We start from the raw sequence: 14,782 nt of genomic DNA on the forward strand, positions 1-14,782 counted from the left end.
CCGCGTCCCGACGGCCTATGGCAGCATCCGCTCTTCCTTCGGCGGCAGGTAGGACGCATCGAAGACGTCGGCGGCGGTGACGTTGCCCTTGAGATCCATCGAAACCTTGAGCAGTTCGATCGAGTTGGCGAGCTTGGCCTCGTCGATGCCGCCGAAGCCGTTCGCCTCGACCCAGGGGGTCTTGATGTTCATCGAATTGGCCATGCCGAGCCGCTCGACCTCGATTTCCTTGGTCAGGATCTCGTTGCGCGACATGACGGCGGCGACGCCGGCTTCCGGATCGGCGACCGCGTCGGCGAAACCCTTGGCGAGCGCCTTGAGGAAGCCCTTGACCGCATCGGGATTGGCGGCGGCGAAGTCCTCGTTGACCATGATGGCATTGCCGTAGAGCTCGAGCCCGTGGTCGGCCATCAGAATGGTGACGATGTCGTCGGCGGGAATGCCCTGCGCCTTCAGGTTCAGGACGCTGGAGAAGGAGAAGCCGAAGATCGCATCGACAGCGCCCTGCGCCAGCATCGGCTCACGGACGGGGAAGCCGACATTCTCGATCGTGATGTTCGACGTGTCGATGCCGGCGACCTGGACAAAGGCCGGCCACTGGCCGAAGGCCGCGTCCGGGGGCGGCGCGCCGAGCTTCTTGCCTTCCAGCGACTTCGGATCTTCGGTGATGCCTTGCGCGGTCCGTCCGATCACCGCGAAGGGCGGCTTGTCATAGATCATCATGACCGCCTTGACCTTCTGCGACGTATCCTCGTCGAGGAACTTGATCAGCGCGTTGATGTCGCCGAAACCCATCTCGTAGGCGCCGGTGGCCACCCGTGGGATCGATTCGCGCGAGCCGGCGCCCGTGTCGATGGTGACGTTCAGGCCTTCGGCGGCGAAATGGCCGTTGTCGACGGCGAGCAGGAAACCCGCGGCCGGGCCTTCGAACTTCCAGTCGAGCGTGAATTTGATGTTGGTGTCGGCCATCGCGGCCCCGACGCCTGCACCGCCGAAGGCGGCCAGGGACATCGCGCCCGCAGCGGCGAGCGAAAAGAGTCGTCTGGTCAGATGCATTGTTGTTGTCTCCGGCACGGAATGTTGCACGGGCGTCATCAAACTATGCCGCAAGGCGCTTGGCAAGACGCGACTGCACAATCCATTGGCATTTTCAACGCCTGAACAAGCGGCGGGCAGCCGGGATGACACCTACCCGCCGCACGACGCCCTTGACCTCGCCCCCGGGAGACGGAAAAGGTCCGCGGACGGATCCGGGGAGACCATGCCAATGGACGACGGTGCGACGCTTCACTCGGCCACGGGGGCGGCTCTTCGTCTCTACAACCGCGAACCGGAGACGCGGCCCCGTGCCGTGGTCCAGATCAACCATGGGCTTGCCGAGCATGCGGCGCGCTATGGCCGCTTCGCCGACCATCTGGCGCGGCACGGCATCGCCAGCGTGGCGCATGATCATCGCGGACATGGGCACACGAGAGCGCCGGACGCGCCGGCCGGCCTGTTTGCGACGGGCGGCGACGGGGTGGCCAAGGTCATCGCCGACGTGCTGTCCGTGCACGACCATATCGCGCAGCGCTGGCCCGGCGTGCCGGTCATCATCTTCGGCCATTCGATGGGCGGCCTGATCGCGCTCAACACGCTTTTTTCCGCCTCCCACCGCGTGGCCGGCGCCGCCATCTGGAACGCCAATTTCTCCGCCGGCCTGCTCGGCCGCGTCGGACAGGGGCTGCTCGCCTGGGAGCGGTTTCGCCTTGGTTCGGACGTTCCGTCGCGCATCGTCCCGAAGCTCACCTTCCAGGCCTGGGCCAAGCAGGTGCCGAACGCGCGCACGGCCTTCGACTGGCTGTCGCGCGACCCGGCCAAGGTCGACGCCTACGTGGCCGACCCGCTCTGCGGCTTCGATGCCTCGGTGTCGATGTGGCAGAACGTATTCGCGATGATCTTTGCCGGCGCCGACGACACCAACCTCGCCCGCATCCGCCGCGACCTGCCGATCAACATCGTCGGCGGGGAGAAGGACCCGGCGACGGATGGCGGAAAGGCGACGGAGCAGCTTGCCGGCAGGTTGCGAGCGATGGAATTTTCAGGAGTCCAGTCAAAGGTCTATGCCGAGACACGGCACGAAAGCCTGAACGAGGTGAACCGCGATGAGGTGATGGCGGATTTCGTGGCTTGGGTGGATGGGATCGACGAGTTCCAAAGTCCGACGTAACGTTTCGTCGCACGCGTCGGAAAGTCACTGACGCTTGCACCTGCAACCCAATGATCAGGAAGGCGCGGCTGGAGACCGGCAGCCGTGGATGCCATATGCCCAACAAGATGACCAACTGGAGCTGACATGGTTACGGTCACTCTTGCCACGATAAAAAGGGCAACTGAGCAGCCTCCTCGACCGCGTCGAGGCAGGTGAAACCGTCATCATCACTCGACGCGGCAAGCCCGTCGCGCGTGTCTCTCCCGCGGAGAGCGCGAAGAAGCCGATCCCCTTCGAGGAACTCGCGGCATTCCGGGAGACCATGCCCCAGGGTTCCGGTCTGACGCGGCTGTCCGAGCTGCGGGATGAGGGATGGTAGGATCGTGCTGTTTCGACACGTCCTACCTCGTGCCGCTTACCGTGGAAGAGGTGTACGGCGCCGCCGTTACGGAGTTCATCTCGACGCTCGATCATCAGACCCTCGCCCCCAGCCACTGGACCCTTGTCGATTCGCCCCGTTCTGGTGCGGGATTTGAGGACGGGACGGTTCTCGCGCGAGGAAGCGGAGGGGCTTGGGACGCGCTTCGGCGGTTTGGTTCGAGGATCCTTCTCGCTCATACTCCATACGGCCGACGACCATGAAACAGCAGCGGTATTCCTCGCTAGGCGCGAAGGCGGTCTGCGCGGGCCGGACGCGATGCATCTGGCGATCGCCGCGAACCACGCCGTCACCGCCGTCTTCAACGGCGACAAGAAGATGATCACCAAACGGCCATCCCTCCGACTTCCAGTTTCCTCCGGCATCCACCTCCCCCGGCTACCCGTGACGTCGTGACGCTGACGGCGTGACAGCGGCCGCCCACTTCTGCTAGGCACCCGGCGACTCCTTCGCAGGAACCGCTTCGTCCATGTCCTCTCCCCCGCTCGCCGGCGTCCGCGTCCTCGAACTCGCCCGCATCCTCGCCGGTCCCTGGGCCGGGCAATTGCTGGCCGACCTGGGTGCCGACGTCATCAAGGTGGAGAATCCGGACGGCGGCGACGACACGCGAAAGTGGGGGCCGCCCTTCGTGACCGGCGCGGATGGCGAAAACCTGTCGGCGGCCTATTACCACTCGACCAATCGCGGCAAGCGCTCGATCGCCGTCGATTTCTCGACGCCCGAAGGCGCAGACATCGTCCGGCGCATCGCCGCCTCCAGCGACGTGATGATCGAGAACTTCAAGCTTGGCGGGCTGAAGAAATACGGCCTCGACTACGAGAGCCTGAAGGCGATCAACCCGAAGCTCGTCTACTGCTCGATCACCGGCTTCGGGCAGACCGGACCTTACGCGCCGCGCGCCGGCTACGACTTCATCATCCAGGGCATGGCCGGCATGATGTCGATCACCGGGGCGCCGGGCGGCGAACCGCAGAAGGCGGGGGTGGCGATCTCCGACATCTTCACCGGGCTGTACTCGGTCATCGCCATCCAGGCGGCGCTGCGGCATGCGGAGAAGACCGGCGAAGGCCAGTGGATCGACATGGCGCTGTTCGACACCCAGATCTCGGTGCTCGGCAACCAGAACCTGAACTACCTCGTCTCGGGCGCGGCCCCGGTTCAGATGGGCAATGCCCACATGAACATCGCGCCCTATGAGGTGTTGCCGCTGAAGGACGGGCACTTCATCCTGGCAGCCGGTAACGACGGCCAGTTCCAGCGCTTCTGCGCCGTGGTCGGCCTCGACGCGCTGGCGACGGATCCCGACTTTGCGACCAACCCGGCACGCGTCGCCAACCGCGTGCGCCTGCGCGAGCAATTGGTCGCCGCGCTGGCGGACTGGACCAAAGCGAACCTCTTGCCGAGGCTCGACGCGGCGTCCGTGCCGGCCTCGCCGATCAACAACATCGCCGAGATGTTTGCCGATCCGCAGACGATTGCACGCGGCATGCGCATGGACCTCGACGATGGCCATGGCACGCGCCTGCCCTCGGTGCGGGCGCCCATGCTGATGTCGGGCACGCCGCCGGTCTACGACCGCCCCTCGCCGCGGCTCGGCGAGCACTCAGACGACATTCTTGCCGAACTTGCCCGACTGGAGAAGAAGACATCATGAAAACCGGTGGCCAGCTGATCGTCGACGCCCTCGAGGCCAACGGCGTCGAAACCGTCTTCTGCGTGCCGGGCGAAAGCTACCTCGCGGTGCTCGACGCGCTGCATGATTCCGCCATCCGCACGATCGTCTGCCGCCAGGAAGGCGGCGCCGCGATGATGGCCGACTGTGCCGGACGCCTGACCGGCAAGCCCGGCGTCTGCTTCGTGACGCGGGGCCCGGGCGCCACCAACGCCTCGGCCGGCATCCATATCGCCGCGCAGGATTCCATCCCGCTGGTCCTGTTCATCGGCCAGGTGGCGCGCGGCAACCTGGAACGCGAGGCCTTCCAGGAGGTCGACTACAAGGCCTTCTACGGTTCGATCGCCAAGTGGGTGGTCGAGATCGACGATCCGGCCCGCGTGCCCGAACTCGTCACCCGAGCCTTCGCGATCGCAACCGCGGGCCGGCCCGGACCCGTGGTGATCTCGTTGCCGGAAGACATGCTGACCGAAGCCTGCGAGACGGTCGCCCCGCTGGCATTCACACCGGTCGAGACCGCGCCGGCCCCGCATGTGATCCAGCAGGCGATCGACCTGCTTGCCGCCGCCAAGCGGCCGATCGCCATCCTCGGCGGCACGCGCTGGAGTGAACGCGCGGTGGCCGACTTTCAGCGTTCGGCGGAAAGCTGGTCGCTTCCGGTCGGCTGTTCCTTCCGTCGCCAGATGCTGTTCGACCACCTCCACCCCTGCTATGCCGGCGATGTCGGCATCGGGCCGAACCCGGCGCTTGCCGCTGCCATCCGGGACGCGGATGTGGTGCTTCTGATCGGCGGGCGCTTCGGCGAGATGCCGTCGTCCGACTATTCGCTTCTGAAGAGCCCCTATCCCGAACAGACGCTGATCCACGTCCATCCGGACGCCGGCGAACTGGGCCGGGTATACCGCCCGACGATCGCCATCAACGCCTCACCCGACGCCTTCGCGGCTGCCTTTGCCGGTCACGGCCCCAAGGCGCCGCCGGCCTGGTCCGAGCGGACGGAAGCGCTGCACCGCGCCTATCTCGACTGGTCGACGCCGCCGGAGAGCGGCCCCGGCGCCGTCCACATGGGGCCGATCATGTCGTATCTCGAAAGCGTGTTGCCCGACGACGCCATCCTGACCAATGGCGCCGGCAACTACGCTACCTGGATCCACCGATTCCATCGTTTCCGCCGCTTTGCCACGCATGGCGCGCCGACGTCGGGATCGATGGGCTATGGCACGCCGGCCGCGGTCGCCGCAAAGGCGCTGTTCCCGGAGCGCGAGGTGATCGCCTTTGCCGGCGACGGCTGTTTTCTGATGAATGGCCAGGAATTCGCCACCGCCGTGCAGTACGACCTGCCGATCGTCGTGGTGGTGGTCAACAACGGCATCTACGGGACCATCCGCATGCACCAGGAGCGGGAGTATCCCGGCCGGACCGTCGCCACCGACCTCGTCAATCCCGACTTTGCCGCGCTTGCCCGAGCCTATGGCGGCCATGGCGAGACGGTGGAGAGGACAGCCGACTTCGCGTCGGCCTTCGAACGCGCGCGGGCCAGCGGCCGGCCTGCGATCATCGAGATCCGGCTCGACCCCGAAGCGATCACCCCGACACGCACTTTGACCGACATCCGCGAGAAACGCTGACCGGTCGCCGCGGCACCTCATCGCGTGTGGCGCGTGCGCGCATAGGGTGATATGGCAGCGGCGGATTTTCTGGAGACCATCGCATGAACCCCGCGCCGACGGCGTCCATCACGGTCGTCATTCCATGTCGAAACGAAGCCGACAACGTGGCCTTCCTCCTCGACGAGGTGGACGCCGCGCTGGCCGGACGCGACTACGAGATCGTCATCGTGGACGACGGATCGACCGACCGAACCGCCGAAGTGCTGGCGGCGCGGATGGGTACGTCCGGCGGCAGGCTGCGTCACATCCGGCATGATCGCTCGGCGGGGCAGAGCGCGGCCGTGCGGTCTGGCGTCTGGCATGCCGCCAAGGACATCGTCGTGACCATGGACGGCGACGGGCAGAACGACCCGGCCTACCTCCCCAAGCTTGCCGACGCGCTGATGGCGGCCGGCCCGGGCTGCGGCATCGCCGCCGGGCAGAGGCTGAAGCGGACCGACACCAAGCTGAAGCAGCTTTCGTCGCGCTTCGCCAACAATCTGCGCGAGATGATCCTGCGCGACGGTACGCGCGACTCGGGCTGCGGCCTGAAAGCCTTGCCGACCGCGGTTTTCAGGCAGCTGCCCTTCTTCGACGGCTGGCATCGCTACTTGCCGGCGCTGGTGATCCGCGAAGGCTATTCGGTGGTCCACATCGATGTGACCGATCGGCAGCGCCGCTTCGGAAAATCCAATTACGGCATTCTCGATCGCGGCCTGCGGGGCGTGCTCGACCTGTTCGGCGTGTGGTGGCTGAGGCGCCGCCGCAAAGTCGTTCCGCAGGTCAGGGAGGTGAAATGATGACCTGGCTGCAGTCGCTATCCGTCTGGATGCACGATGTCTTCGTGGCACAGTTCGACGGCTGGATCGTTCTCGGCTTCGTCGCCCAGGCGATGTTCACCATGAGGTTCGTGGTGCAATGGCTGGCATCCGAGCGCGAGAAGCGGTCGGTCGTGCCGATCGCCTTCTGGTTCTTCTCGCTCGGCGGCGGGGCGCTGCTGCTCGTCTACGCCATCCAGCGCCAGGATCCCGTCTTCATCGCCGGCCAGGGCATGGGCCTTCTGATCTATGTCCGGAACCTGTGGCTGATCTTCAACGAGCGCCGCAGCCTGTCGCAACAGGCGGACTAAGGCGGGCATGGCGGCGCCCGCGATTTCCTCCGCGTCCTTGCGACTGGGCGCGTTGCATCAGGTGCTCTTGGTTCTCCTGTGCCTGTTTGCCTTCGTGCCAGGCATCGCGACCCTGCCGCCCACCGATCGCGACGAATCCCGCTTCGTCCAGGCCACGAAGCAGATGGTGGCGAGCGGCGACTATGTCGACATCCGCTTCCAGGACGTTCCACGCTACAAGAAGCCGGCCGGCATCTACTGGCTGCAATCGGCCGCGCTGACGCTGACGGGACAAGGCGCCGACGCGCCGATCTGGGCCTACCGCCTCGTGTCGGTCGCCGCCGCGACGATCGCCGTTCTTGCCACCGCGCGGCTCGGCGCAGCCCTGTTCGGGACGGGCGCCGGGCTGATTGCCGGCACGGCGCTCGCCGGCATCGTGATGCTCTTGTTCGAAGGCCGTATCGCCAAGACCGACGCGACGCTTCTGGCCACCGCCGTCATTGCCCAGGCCGCGCTGGCGCGGGTCTATCTCGCCGCCCGAGGGCGGATCGAGCCGTCGGCCGCGGCCCCCTGGATCATGTGGGCCGCGCTGGGCGCGTCGATCCTGATCAAGGGGCCGGTGGTTCCGGCCCTGTCGGCACTGACGGTGGCGTCGCTTCTGGTGCTCGACCGGGATCGCGCCTGGCTGGGACGGCTCAAGGCCGGGCGCGGCGTGCTGTTGATGCTTCTGATCGCCGCTCCATGGCTGGTCCTCATCACCTGGAAGAGCGGGGTCGAGTTCTGGCAGAAATCGATCGGCGAGGATTTCATCTCCAAGATCGGATCCGGGCAGGAATCGCATGGATTCCCGCCCGGCTATTATGCCGCGATCTACGTGCTGTTCCTGTTTCCCTTCGCACCGCTGGCGCTGCGAGGCGGTTTCAAGGCGCTCAACCGCATGCGCGAGGATCCGGCTCTTCTGTTCCTCGTCTGCTGGTACGTGCCCTACTGGGTGATGATCGAACTGATCCCGACCAAGCTGCCGCATTATGCGCTACCGGCGTATCCGGCGGTCCTGCTGGCGATGGGCTGGGCGCTGACGAGTGCCAGCGCGGCCACGACGGAGCTGAAGCGGTGGCAGCTCTGGCTCTGGTGGGCGACCATCGTCGGTTTCGGGCTGGTGAGCGTGGCGCTTGCGGTCCTGTCGGTCGCCGCGACCCCCTACCTCACCGGCTCATTCTCGATCTGGGGCGTTGTCGCCGCCATTCTTCTCCTGGCGGGCGCCTGGCTCGGCTCCGGCATCGGCCCGAACACGAGCTTCCGGGGCGCCATCCTGCCGGCGACACTCGCGTCTGCCGCCGCGTTCGCGATCCTGGCGACCGTGGTCGCTCCCGGTCTCAGGCCGATCTGGCTGTCGCCGCAGCTCGCGGCAACCTTCGCCGAAGTGAAGACGTGTCCCGATTCGCGCCTCGTCTCGGTCGGCTATCACGAGCCGAGCCTGGTGTTCCTCGCCGGCACGGACACGCTGCTTGCCGGCACCCGAGAAGCGGCCCTGGAACTGGCAAACAATCCGGACTGCACGATCTTGATGATCGACGATCGTTCGATGGAAGCCTTCGCCGCGACCATGCCTGGCGGGCTGGACTCGCTGGAAGAGCTCGGCACGGTCGAAGGCTTCAACTATTCCAAGGGAACCGCCCGGTTCCTTCGCTTCTTCCGGATGCAGCCCTCGGACCCCGCCACGAACTGAGCGGCAACGCGACCGCTCAGGTCGCGTCGAAGTCGAGCACCAGCCTTTGCGACAAGGGCCGCGTCTGGCAGGCGAGCGTGAACCCGGCTTCGATTTCCCAGGGCTCGAGCGAAAAATTCACGGCCATTTCCGACTGGCCTTCGACAACCCGGCAGCGGCAGGTGCAGCACATGCCGCCGGCGCAGGAGTAGGGCAGCTCGAGGCCGGCCGCATGGGCCGCGTCCAGAACCGTCGAAGCGCCCTCGCCCATCGGGAATCCCCGGCGAACGCCGTCGAGAACGACCTCGATCGACACGCCTTCGGCGACGGCCTTCTGCGCGGCGGCCGAGGGCGCGCGTGGCGCCGGCGCCTCGCCCGACGGCGTGAAGCGCTCGAACCGGATGCGGTCGGGATCGACGCCCAGATCCTTCAGCGCCAGAGAGACGTCATCGATCATCTCGCCGGGTCCGCACAGGAAAACACCGTCGCTGGAGAACGGGTCGATCAGTCCGAGCTCGGCCATGCGGCGGATGCGGCCGCCATCGATGCGGCCGTTCAGCAGGTCGACGTCCTGCTTTTCACGCGACAGGAGATTGACCAGCGAAAAACGCCGCATGTGGGCATCCTTCAGATCCTGCAACTCCTCGCGGAACATGATGGTGTCGGTGGTGCGGTTGCCGTAGACGAGCGTGACCGTGCTGGCCGGCTCGTGGGCGAGAACCGTCTTGGCGATCGAAAGCATCGGGGTGATGCCGGAGCCCGAGGCGATGAGCAGGTAGTCGTGGCGTTCGCCGGCCAGCGAAGTGAAGCGGCCTTCCGGCGGCATCACGCGGATGGTGTCGCCGATCGACAACACCTCGTTGACGAAGCGCGAGAAGCGACCGTCGGCCACCTTCTTGACGCCGACCTTGAGCATCGTCTCGCCGGGCGCCGAGCAGATCGAATAGGAGCGGCGCACGTCCTGTCCGTCGACGGTGGCCGCCAGCGTCAGGTACTGGCCTGGCTTGAACGCGAATTCCTCGCGCAGTTCGTCCGGGACCGCGAAGGCGACGGCCACGGCCTCGGGCGTCTGGCGTTCGATGTCGGTGACGGTCAGGTCGTGGAAACGAGGTACCATTCGAGCCTCAGATGCATTTGAAATAATCGAAGGGTTCGCGGCAGGCGAGGCAGCGCCAATGCGCCTTGCAGGCCGTGGAACCGAATTCGGAAAGCCGTTCCGTCTTGGCAGAACCGCAGCGCGGACAGGCGACCTCGATCTCGCCAAACAGCGAGCGGATCGACGACGACGCCTGCTGGGGCGGCGCGATGCCGTAGTCGCGCAGTTTCTCGCGTCCTTCAGGCGTGATCCAGTCGGTCGTCCAGGCTGGAGAGACGACGCGTTCGACACGCGCCTCGAAGCCCGCATCGCGCAAGGCCGCCTCGACGGCGAGTTCGATGGCGAGCACCGCCGGGCAGCCTGAGTAGGTGGGCGTCACCCTCGCCACCGCCACGCCGTCGACCAGTTCGACGGATCGCAGGATGCCGAGATCGGCGACGGTGACGCAGGGAACCTCGGGGTCGGGAACCGAAGCAGCAGCGGCCCACGCCTGCTGGCGCGTATCGAGTCCCGTCGCCCCCCCAACCATCGTCATCGGCTCACCACGTCGCCCCGGGATAAGTGCGCTGGATGTGCTGGAGGTCGGCAAGCAGGAAGCCCATCGCCTCGCCGTGCATCCCCTTGCGGCCACCGCGCTGGCTGTAGGGGGGCGTGATGAAGGTGAGCCCGGCTTCCGCGAAGATCGGCCCGATGATCCGGTCGAAGGCCGGCCGCAGCGACGAGGGCTGAGGCGCGATGCCGGCAGCGGAGGCCTGCACCGTCACCGGATCGTCCTCGAAGATCTCGTCCAGGTACGGCGCCAGTTCCTCGATGGCGTCCTCCATGCGACGACGGCTTTCTTCGGTGCCGTCGCCCAGCCGCACCACCCACTCGCCGGCATGGCGGATGTGGTAAGCGACCTCCTTGACCGCCTTGGCGGCGATGCCGGCGACGGTGGCGTCGGTCGACGAGGCGGCAGCCTTCCAGAACGGTTCCATGAAAGCGGCGAAATAGAGCTGGCGAAGCATGGTCTGCGCGAAGTCGCCGTTCGGGCGTTCCACCAGAAGGCAGTTCAGATACTCGCGCTCGAGACGCAGATAGGCGAGATCGTCCTCGGTGCGGCCCTTGCCCTCGACGTCGGCGGCATAGGTGTAGAGCGCACGCGCCTGGCCGATCAGGTCCAGCGCCATGTTGGGCATGGCGAGGTCTTCCTCCAGCATCGGCGCGTGGCCGCACCATTCCGACAGGCGGTGACCAAGCACGAGATGATCGTCGGCTAGTCGGAGCAGCAAGGTCAGCAGCGTGTCGCGGTCGATCGTGGCGGCGGCGCCCATCACATGTGCCCCACTTCGTCCGGAACCGTGTAGAAGGTCGGGTGGCGGTAAATCTTCGACGCGGTCGGCTCGAAGTTCTCTTCCTTCTGGAGCGGGTCCGAAGCGACGATCGCCGCCGACGGCACGACCCAGATCGACACGCCCTCCCCGCGACGGGTGTAGACGTCGCGCGCCGCCTGCAACGCCATCACCTCGTCGGCGGCGTGCACGGAGCCGCAATGCTTGTGCGCGAGGCCATTGCGCGGCCGGATGAAAACCTCCCAGAGCGGGATCTCGTTCTTTGCCATGATCTGGTCCTCCTGGGCGCCCGCCAGGCGAGCGGCTGGGCATATTCAGATTGCGTACGCGGCGGCGCCCGCGCGCCGCCCTCCGGAACTCACCTGGACAGGTCTATTCCGCCGCGAGCTTCGTCGCTTCGCGGCGCGCCCTGCGCTTCTCGGCGTGAGCCAGCGCAGCCTCGCGCACCCAGGCGCCGTCGTCCCAGGCCTTCCTGCGCGCGGCGAGGCGCTCGCGGTTCATCGGGCCGCCGCCCTTGACGACACGCCAGAACTCGTCCCAGTCGATGGCGCCGAAATCATAGGCGCCGCGCTCGTCGTTCCACTTGAGTTCGGGGTCAGGAAAAGTCAGGCCGAGATACTCGCCCTGCGGCACGGTGGCGTCGACGAATTTCTGGCGAAGCTCGTCATTGGTGAAGCGCTTGATCTTCCACCTCATCGACTGGTCGCCGTGCTGGCTGTCGGAATCATGCGGGCCGAACATCATCAGCGAAGGCCACCACCAGCGGTTCAGCGCGTCCTGCGCCATCTCCTTCTGCCCCGGCGTGCCCTGCGCGAGCGTCATCATGATCTCGTAGCCCTGGCGCTGGTGAAAACTCTCTTCCTTGCAGACGCGGATCATGGCGCGCGCATAGGGCCCGTAAGAGCAGCGGCAGAGCGGAATCTGGTTCATGATCGCGGCGCCGTCGACCAGCCAGCCGATCGCGCCGATATCGGCCCAGGTGAGCGTCGGATAGTTGAAGATCGAGGAGTACTTCGCCTTGCCGGCCAGAAGCTCCTCGGTCATCTGCTCGCGGCTGACACCGAGCGTCTCGGCCGCCGAATAGAGGTAGAGCCCATGGCCGCCCTCATCCTGCACCTTGGCCAGCAGCGCGGCCTTGCGGCGCAGCGACGGTGCGCGGGTAATCCAGTTGCCTTCCGGCAGCATGCCGACGATCTCGGAATGCGCGTGCTGGCCGATCTGGCGGATGAGCGTGCGGCGATAGCCTTCCGGCATCGGGTCGTTCGGCTCGATCTTTTCCTCGGCGTCGATTCGCGCCTGGAAGGCGGCGAGAAACGCTTCGTCCTCGTTGGTTTCGGTCTTTGCGCCGATCAGGCCCTGGCTGTACATGACGTCTCCTCCGTGGGTGGATCGTAACACATCCGCCTCATGCGGGATATGTAACAAAAAAGATCGATGATTTCAATCTTTCGTAACACGACAAGGGAGGCGTGGATGCAATTCGGCGTGAAGGAAGCGGAGGAGACGCTGGCCAGGGTGTTCGCGCCCTGGATCGTGCAGATGGGGCTGAAGCCGATCAGCTTCGATGCCGGCGGCGGCGACTTCGTCCTGCCGGAGAACCGGACGCTCGTTCACATCGGCGGCGTGATCTGCGGCCAGGCCACCGCGTCTGCCGCCGACACCTGCTCGGTCGTGGCGCTGGCGGCGCTGAACGGGCGATTTCGGATCTGCACCACCGTCGACCTGACGACGCACTTCGTCCGCCCGCTGAAGCCCGGAGACGTCGACATCCGCGTCGACGTGCTCTCCAACGGCAAGCGCATGGCCTACACGCGGGTGGAGATGCGGGCGAAGGGCGAGACGAAGGTGGCGGTAACCGCGACGAGCGCCTTTGCCTATCTGGAGGACTGAAAGGCGGCGCCGCGTGACGAAGAAAGGAAATGCGCCTATATTCCCGAGCATGGACCGGGAGTTCGTCATAGAGCGGCTGAAAGACGCCGAACGGGCGTTACGCGACACAGGCGTCGTCGCGCTCTATCTCTATGGCTCCTACGCGCGCGATGAAGCGAGGCCGGATAGCGATGTGGACGTCATCGTAGAGTTTGCGCCAGGACGGCAACACGACCTGACCAGCTACATGGGTCCGTATCACATCCTGGAACGTCAGTTGCCGGATGTGGCCATAGGATACGGGACTTCCGACAATATCGTCCCTGATTATCGAACTTCAATCGAAAGCGAATCGATCCGGGTGTTTTGATGAGCTCGACGAAGTCTCCGGTCGTGCGGCTTCTCCACATCAGGCACGACATCGAGGCGATGATTGCGTCGGTGGACGGAATGGCGGACCAAGAGATCGTGGCGAGCCATATCCACCGCCGCGCGCTCGAACGCTCGATCGAAATCGTCTCGGAAGCGGCCAAGGCTTTGCCGGATTGGCTTCGGGAGACAGAACCCAAAATCCCCTGGAAAGACATTATCGGGATCGGGAACCTGCTTCGACATGAGTATTATCGGATCGATGACACCACGATGTTGAGCATACTTCGCATCCATCTGCCGACATTGCTTGACGCGGTCGGAAGGATGGAGCGGCGCGTGCCCGGCACTTCGGCCTGATTTGTGATTCAGGCACCGCTCATATACCCCCGAAGCGCGCCTTGAACCGGTCCCGTCGCCCCTGGGGCGGAAGTCCCGCCACGTCGAGCCAGGCCTCGCTCGGGTGCGCGAGCGCGGAGTAGAGATGGCGCACGAGCGCCCTCGCCTCTTCGCCCGGCCAATCCTGTGGCAAGAGCGCGGCCGGCAGGCCGGGGTCGCGCAACACGAGGCGGCGCCAGCCGTGATTGACCAGGATGCGCGCGGCCATGGCGTCGAGCGGTGACAGGTCCGCACCGCCATCGAGCGCCCTCGCGAGCGGTGTCAGTTCCGAGCACAGCGCCCGATATCCGGCAGCAACGCCATCCAGCGCCCAGAGCCGCGTCACCCCTTCCGGAATGCGCAAGGCCGGACCGGCGACGACCAGCAGGCCGGAGGGCAACCCCACCGCCGGATCGCCGGTTTCGCTGTGCGGACGGATCCAGCTGGCCGGGCCCGTCGAGACGAAGCCCAGGCTGCGCATGTCCTCGTCGCGCAGGGTACGGTCGGCGGCATCACCGGCCGATGGCGAGACAGCAACGATCCAGCGACCATCCCAGGCAGGCGGCGCGGCGGCGTAAATGCGGCGAGTGGCGAGGTCGAATGCATGACGCCCCTCGTCGGCCAGTCGGTAGAAGCTGTTGCGCCCTCCCCGCTCGCGCAGCACCCAGTGATCGGCCGCCAGCCGCGACATGGCGGTGCGGACGGCGCCGGGCTCGACCCGCAGCCGGGCCATCAGATCCTGCAGCAATGTGAGCGGCGCCTGACCGCCGCGCGGCGCGACGGCGTCGCCGAACACCGTGATGATCAGCGACCAGACCCGGAGACGGCCGCGCCCGTGCAGGCGGTCGATCATCCGCTCGAGCGCGGTCAGGGCCGGGTTGGTGGTCGCATCCATGCCTGCTGGAATGCCACGCCCGCAAAGGCGATGGCAAGGCATGCCGATCCGCGCGGGCAACCGGACCGCCGGATGAA

The 14,782-nt window shown here is 66.2% G+C and carries 18 protein-coding genes; 11 read left to right on the forward strand and 7 right to left on the reverse strand.

Annotated elements, in window-relative coordinates:
* Positions 1–15: 15 nt before the first annotated feature.
* On the reverse strand, positions 16–1,056 hold the full coding sequence (locus EJC49_RS20395; RefSeq protein WP_126701776.1) for an ABC transporter substrate-binding protein: 1,041 nt from the start codon (positions 1,054–1,056) through the stop codon (positions 16–18).
* A 205-nt stretch (positions 1,057–1,261) separates the two neighbouring features.
* On the opposite strand from EJC49_RS20395, the gene EJC49_RS20400 reads away from it, so the two are divergent.
* The 8 genes from EJC49_RS20400 (at position 1,262) to EJC49_RS20435 (ending at position 8,788) form a co-directional block, all read left to right on the forward strand.
* Positions 1,262–2,209: an alpha/beta fold hydrolase gene (locus EJC49_RS20400; RefSeq protein ID WP_126701777.1), complete on the forward strand. Its 948-nt coding sequence runs from the start codon at positions 1,262–1,264 to the stop codon at positions 2,207–2,209.
* Positions 2,210–2,372: 163 nt separating this feature from the next.
* Positions 2,373–2,570, forward strand: a complete 198-nt coding sequence (locus EJC49_RS20405; protein ID WP_126701845.1) for a type II toxin-antitoxin system Phd/YefM family antitoxin — start codon at positions 2,373–2,375, stop codon at positions 2,568–2,570.
* A 123-nt stretch (positions 2,571–2,693) separates the two neighbouring features.
* Positions 2,694–3,026: a PIN domain-containing protein gene (locus tag EJC49_RS20410; RefSeq protein ID WP_126701778.1), complete on the forward strand. Its 333-nt coding sequence runs from the start codon at positions 2,694–2,696 to the stop codon at positions 3,024–3,026.
* Between the two features lie 73 nt (positions 3,027–3,099).
* Entirely contained in the window at positions 3,100–4,284 is a 1,185-nt protein-coding gene (locus tag EJC49_RS20415; RefSeq protein WP_126701779.1) for a CaiB/BaiF CoA transferase family protein, read from the forward strand.
* Positions 4,281–5,930 (forward strand): thiamine pyrophosphate-binding protein, encoded by a 1,650-nt coding sequence (locus EJC49_RS20420; protein ID WP_126701780.1) that lies wholly within the window; start codon positions 4,281–4,283, stop codon positions 5,928–5,930. The genes EJC49_RS20415 and EJC49_RS20420 overlap by 4 nt, the downstream gene beginning before the upstream one ends.
* A gap of 83 nt (positions 5,931–6,013) precedes the next feature.
* Complete coding sequence (locus EJC49_RS20425; RefSeq protein WP_126701781.1) at positions 6,014–6,751, forward strand: glycosyltransferase family 2 protein; 738 nt, start codon at positions 6,014–6,016, stop codon at positions 6,749–6,751.
* The gene (locus tag EJC49_RS20430) at positions 6,748–7,080 is read left to right on the forward strand and encodes a lipid-A-disaccharide synthase N-terminal domain-containing protein (protein WP_126701782.1); all 333 of its coding nucleotides are present in this window, start codon (positions 6,748–6,750) and stop codon (positions 7,078–7,080) included. Before EJC49_RS20425 ends, EJC49_RS20430 begins: the two co-directional genes overlap by 4 nt.
* A 7-nt stretch (positions 7,081–7,087) precedes the next feature.
* Positions 7,088–8,788 (forward strand): ArnT family glycosyltransferase, encoded by a 1,701-nt coding sequence (locus EJC49_RS20435; RefSeq protein ID WP_126701783.1) that lies wholly within the window; start codon positions 7,088–7,090, stop codon positions 8,786–8,788.
* Positions 8,789–8,804: 16 nt separating this feature from the next.
* On the opposite strand, the gene paaE is transcribed toward EJC49_RS20435, so the two are convergent.
* The 5 genes from paaE to paaA all read right to left on the reverse strand — a co-directional run bounded on the left by paaE (position 8,805) and on the right by paaA (position 12,562).
* Positions 8,805–9,884, reverse strand: coding sequence for a 1,2-phenylacetyl-CoA epoxidase subunit PaaE (paaE, locus tag EJC49_RS20440; protein WP_126701784.1), 1,080 nt, complete (start codon positions 9,882–9,884; stop codon positions 8,805–8,807).
* 7 nt (positions 9,885–9,891) lie between these two features.
* The gene (paaD, locus tag EJC49_RS20445) at positions 9,892–10,392 is read right to left on the reverse strand and encodes a 1,2-phenylacetyl-CoA epoxidase subunit PaaD (RefSeq protein WP_245453497.1); all 501 of its coding nucleotides are present in this window, start codon (positions 10,390–10,392) and stop codon (positions 9,892–9,894) included.
* A 10-nt stretch (positions 10,393–10,402) separates the two neighbouring features.
* Positions 10,403–11,176, reverse strand: coding sequence for a 1,2-phenylacetyl-CoA epoxidase subunit PaaC (gene paaC / locus EJC49_RS20450; protein ID WP_126701786.1), 774 nt, complete (start codon positions 11,174–11,176; stop codon positions 10,403–10,405).
* Positions 11,176–11,463 (reverse strand): 1,2-phenylacetyl-CoA epoxidase subunit PaaB, encoded by a 288-nt coding sequence (gene paaB, locus EJC49_RS20455; RefSeq protein WP_126701787.1) that lies wholly within the window; start codon positions 11,461–11,463, stop codon positions 11,176–11,178. The genes paaC and paaB overlap by 1 nt, the downstream gene beginning before the upstream one ends.
* A gap of 103 nt (positions 11,464–11,566) precedes the next feature.
* Positions 11,567–12,562, reverse strand: coding sequence for a 1,2-phenylacetyl-CoA epoxidase subunit PaaA (paaA, locus tag EJC49_RS20460; RefSeq protein WP_126701788.1), 996 nt, complete (start codon positions 12,560–12,562; stop codon positions 11,567–11,569).
* Between the two features lie 105 nt (positions 12,563–12,667).
* On the opposite strand from paaA, the gene EJC49_RS20465 reads away from it, so the two are divergent.
* From EJC49_RS20465 to EJC49_RS20475, 3 genes are read left to right on the forward strand one after another with little or no spacing between them, the layout of a single operon-like run.
* Positions 12,668–13,084 carry a PaaI family thioesterase gene (locus tag EJC49_RS20465; protein WP_126701789.1) on the forward strand — a complete coding sequence of 139 codons (417 nt, stop codon included), beginning with the start codon at positions 12,668–12,670 and terminating at the stop codon, positions 13,082–13,084.
* Positions 13,085–13,097: 13 nt separating this feature from the next.
* A complete protein-coding gene (locus tag EJC49_RS20470; RefSeq protein WP_245453494.1) occupies positions 13,098–13,433 on the forward strand; it encodes a nucleotidyltransferase family protein in 336 nt (111 codons plus the stop codon).
* A complete protein-coding gene (locus tag EJC49_RS20475) occupies positions 13,433–13,792 on the forward strand; it encodes a HepT-like ribonuclease domain-containing protein (RefSeq protein ID WP_126701790.1) in 360 nt (119 codons plus the stop codon). Before EJC49_RS20470 ends, EJC49_RS20475 begins: the two co-directional genes overlap by 1 nt.
* A gap of 19 nt (positions 13,793–13,811) precedes the next feature.
* Here the strand turns inward: EJC49_RS20475 and EJC49_RS20480 are convergent, their stop codons facing one another.
* Entirely contained in the window at positions 13,812–14,705 is an 894-nt protein-coding gene (locus EJC49_RS20480) for a PaaX family transcriptional regulator (protein ID WP_126701791.1), read from the reverse strand.
* Positions 14,706–14,782: the final 77 nt, after the last annotated feature.

This window comes from Aquibium carbonis (genome assembly GCF_003970795.1).
GTDB lineage: Bacteria > Pseudomonadota > Alphaproteobacteria > Rhizobiales > Rhizobiaceae > Aquibium > Aquibium carbonis.

Excerpts from the sequence above, each read along its gene's own strand:
- paaB (WP_126701787.1), bottom strand. The coding sequence starts at position 11,463 with ATGGCAAAGAACGAGATCCCGCTCTGGGAGGTTTTCATCCGGCCGCGC.
- EJC49_RS20400 (WP_126701777.1), top strand. The coding sequence starts at position 1,262 with ATGCCAATGGACGACGGTGCGACGCTTCACTCGGCCACGGGGGCGGCT.
- EJC49_RS20430 (WP_126701782.1), top strand. The coding sequence starts at position 6,748 with ATGATGACCTGGCTGCAGTCGCTATCCGTCTGGATGCACGATGTCTTC.
- EJC49_RS20475 (WP_126701790.1), top strand. The coding sequence starts at position 13,433 with ATGAGCTCGACGAAGTCTCCGGTCGTGCGGCTTCTCCACATCAGGCAC.
- EJC49_RS20420 (WP_126701780.1), top strand. The coding sequence starts at position 4,281 with ATGAAAACCGGTGGCCAGCTGATCGTCGACGCCCTCGAGGCCAACGGC.
- paaE (WP_126701784.1), bottom strand. The coding sequence starts at position 9,884 with ATGGTACCTCGTTTCCACGACCTGACCGTCACCGACATCGAACGCCAG.
- EJC49_RS20480 (WP_126701791.1), bottom strand. The coding sequence starts at position 14,705 with ATGGATGCGACCACCAACCCGGCCCTGACCGCGCTCGAGCGGATGATC.
- paaA (WP_126701788.1), bottom strand. The coding sequence starts at position 12,562 with ATGTACAGCCAGGGCCTGATCGGCGCAAAGACCGAAACCAACGAGGAC.
- EJC49_RS20465 (WP_126701789.1), top strand. The coding sequence starts at position 12,668 with ATGCAATTCGGCGTGAAGGAAGCGGAGGAGACGCTGGCCAGGGTGTTC.
- EJC49_RS20415 (WP_126701779.1), top strand. The coding sequence starts at position 3,100 with ATGTCCTCTCCCCCGCTCGCCGGCGTCCGCGTCCTCGAACTCGCCCGC.
- EJC49_RS20435 (WP_126701783.1), top strand. The coding sequence starts at position 7,088 with ATGGCGGCGCCCGCGATTTCCTCCGCGTCCTTGCGACTGGGCGCGTTG.
- EJC49_RS20425 (WP_126701781.1), top strand. The coding sequence starts at position 6,014 with ATGAACCCCGCGCCGACGGCGTCCATCACGGTCGTCATTCCATGTCGA.
- paaC (WP_126701786.1), bottom strand. The coding sequence starts at position 11,176 with ATGGGCGCCGCCGCCACGATCGACCGCGACACGCTGCTGACCTTGCTG.
- paaD (WP_245453497.1), bottom strand. The coding sequence starts at position 10,392 with ATGGTTGGGGGGGCGACGGGACTCGATACGCGCCAGCAGGCGTGGGCC.
- EJC49_RS20395 (WP_126701776.1), bottom strand. The coding sequence starts at position 1,056 with ATGCATCTGACCAGACGACTCTTTTCGCTCGCCGCTGCGGGCGCGATG.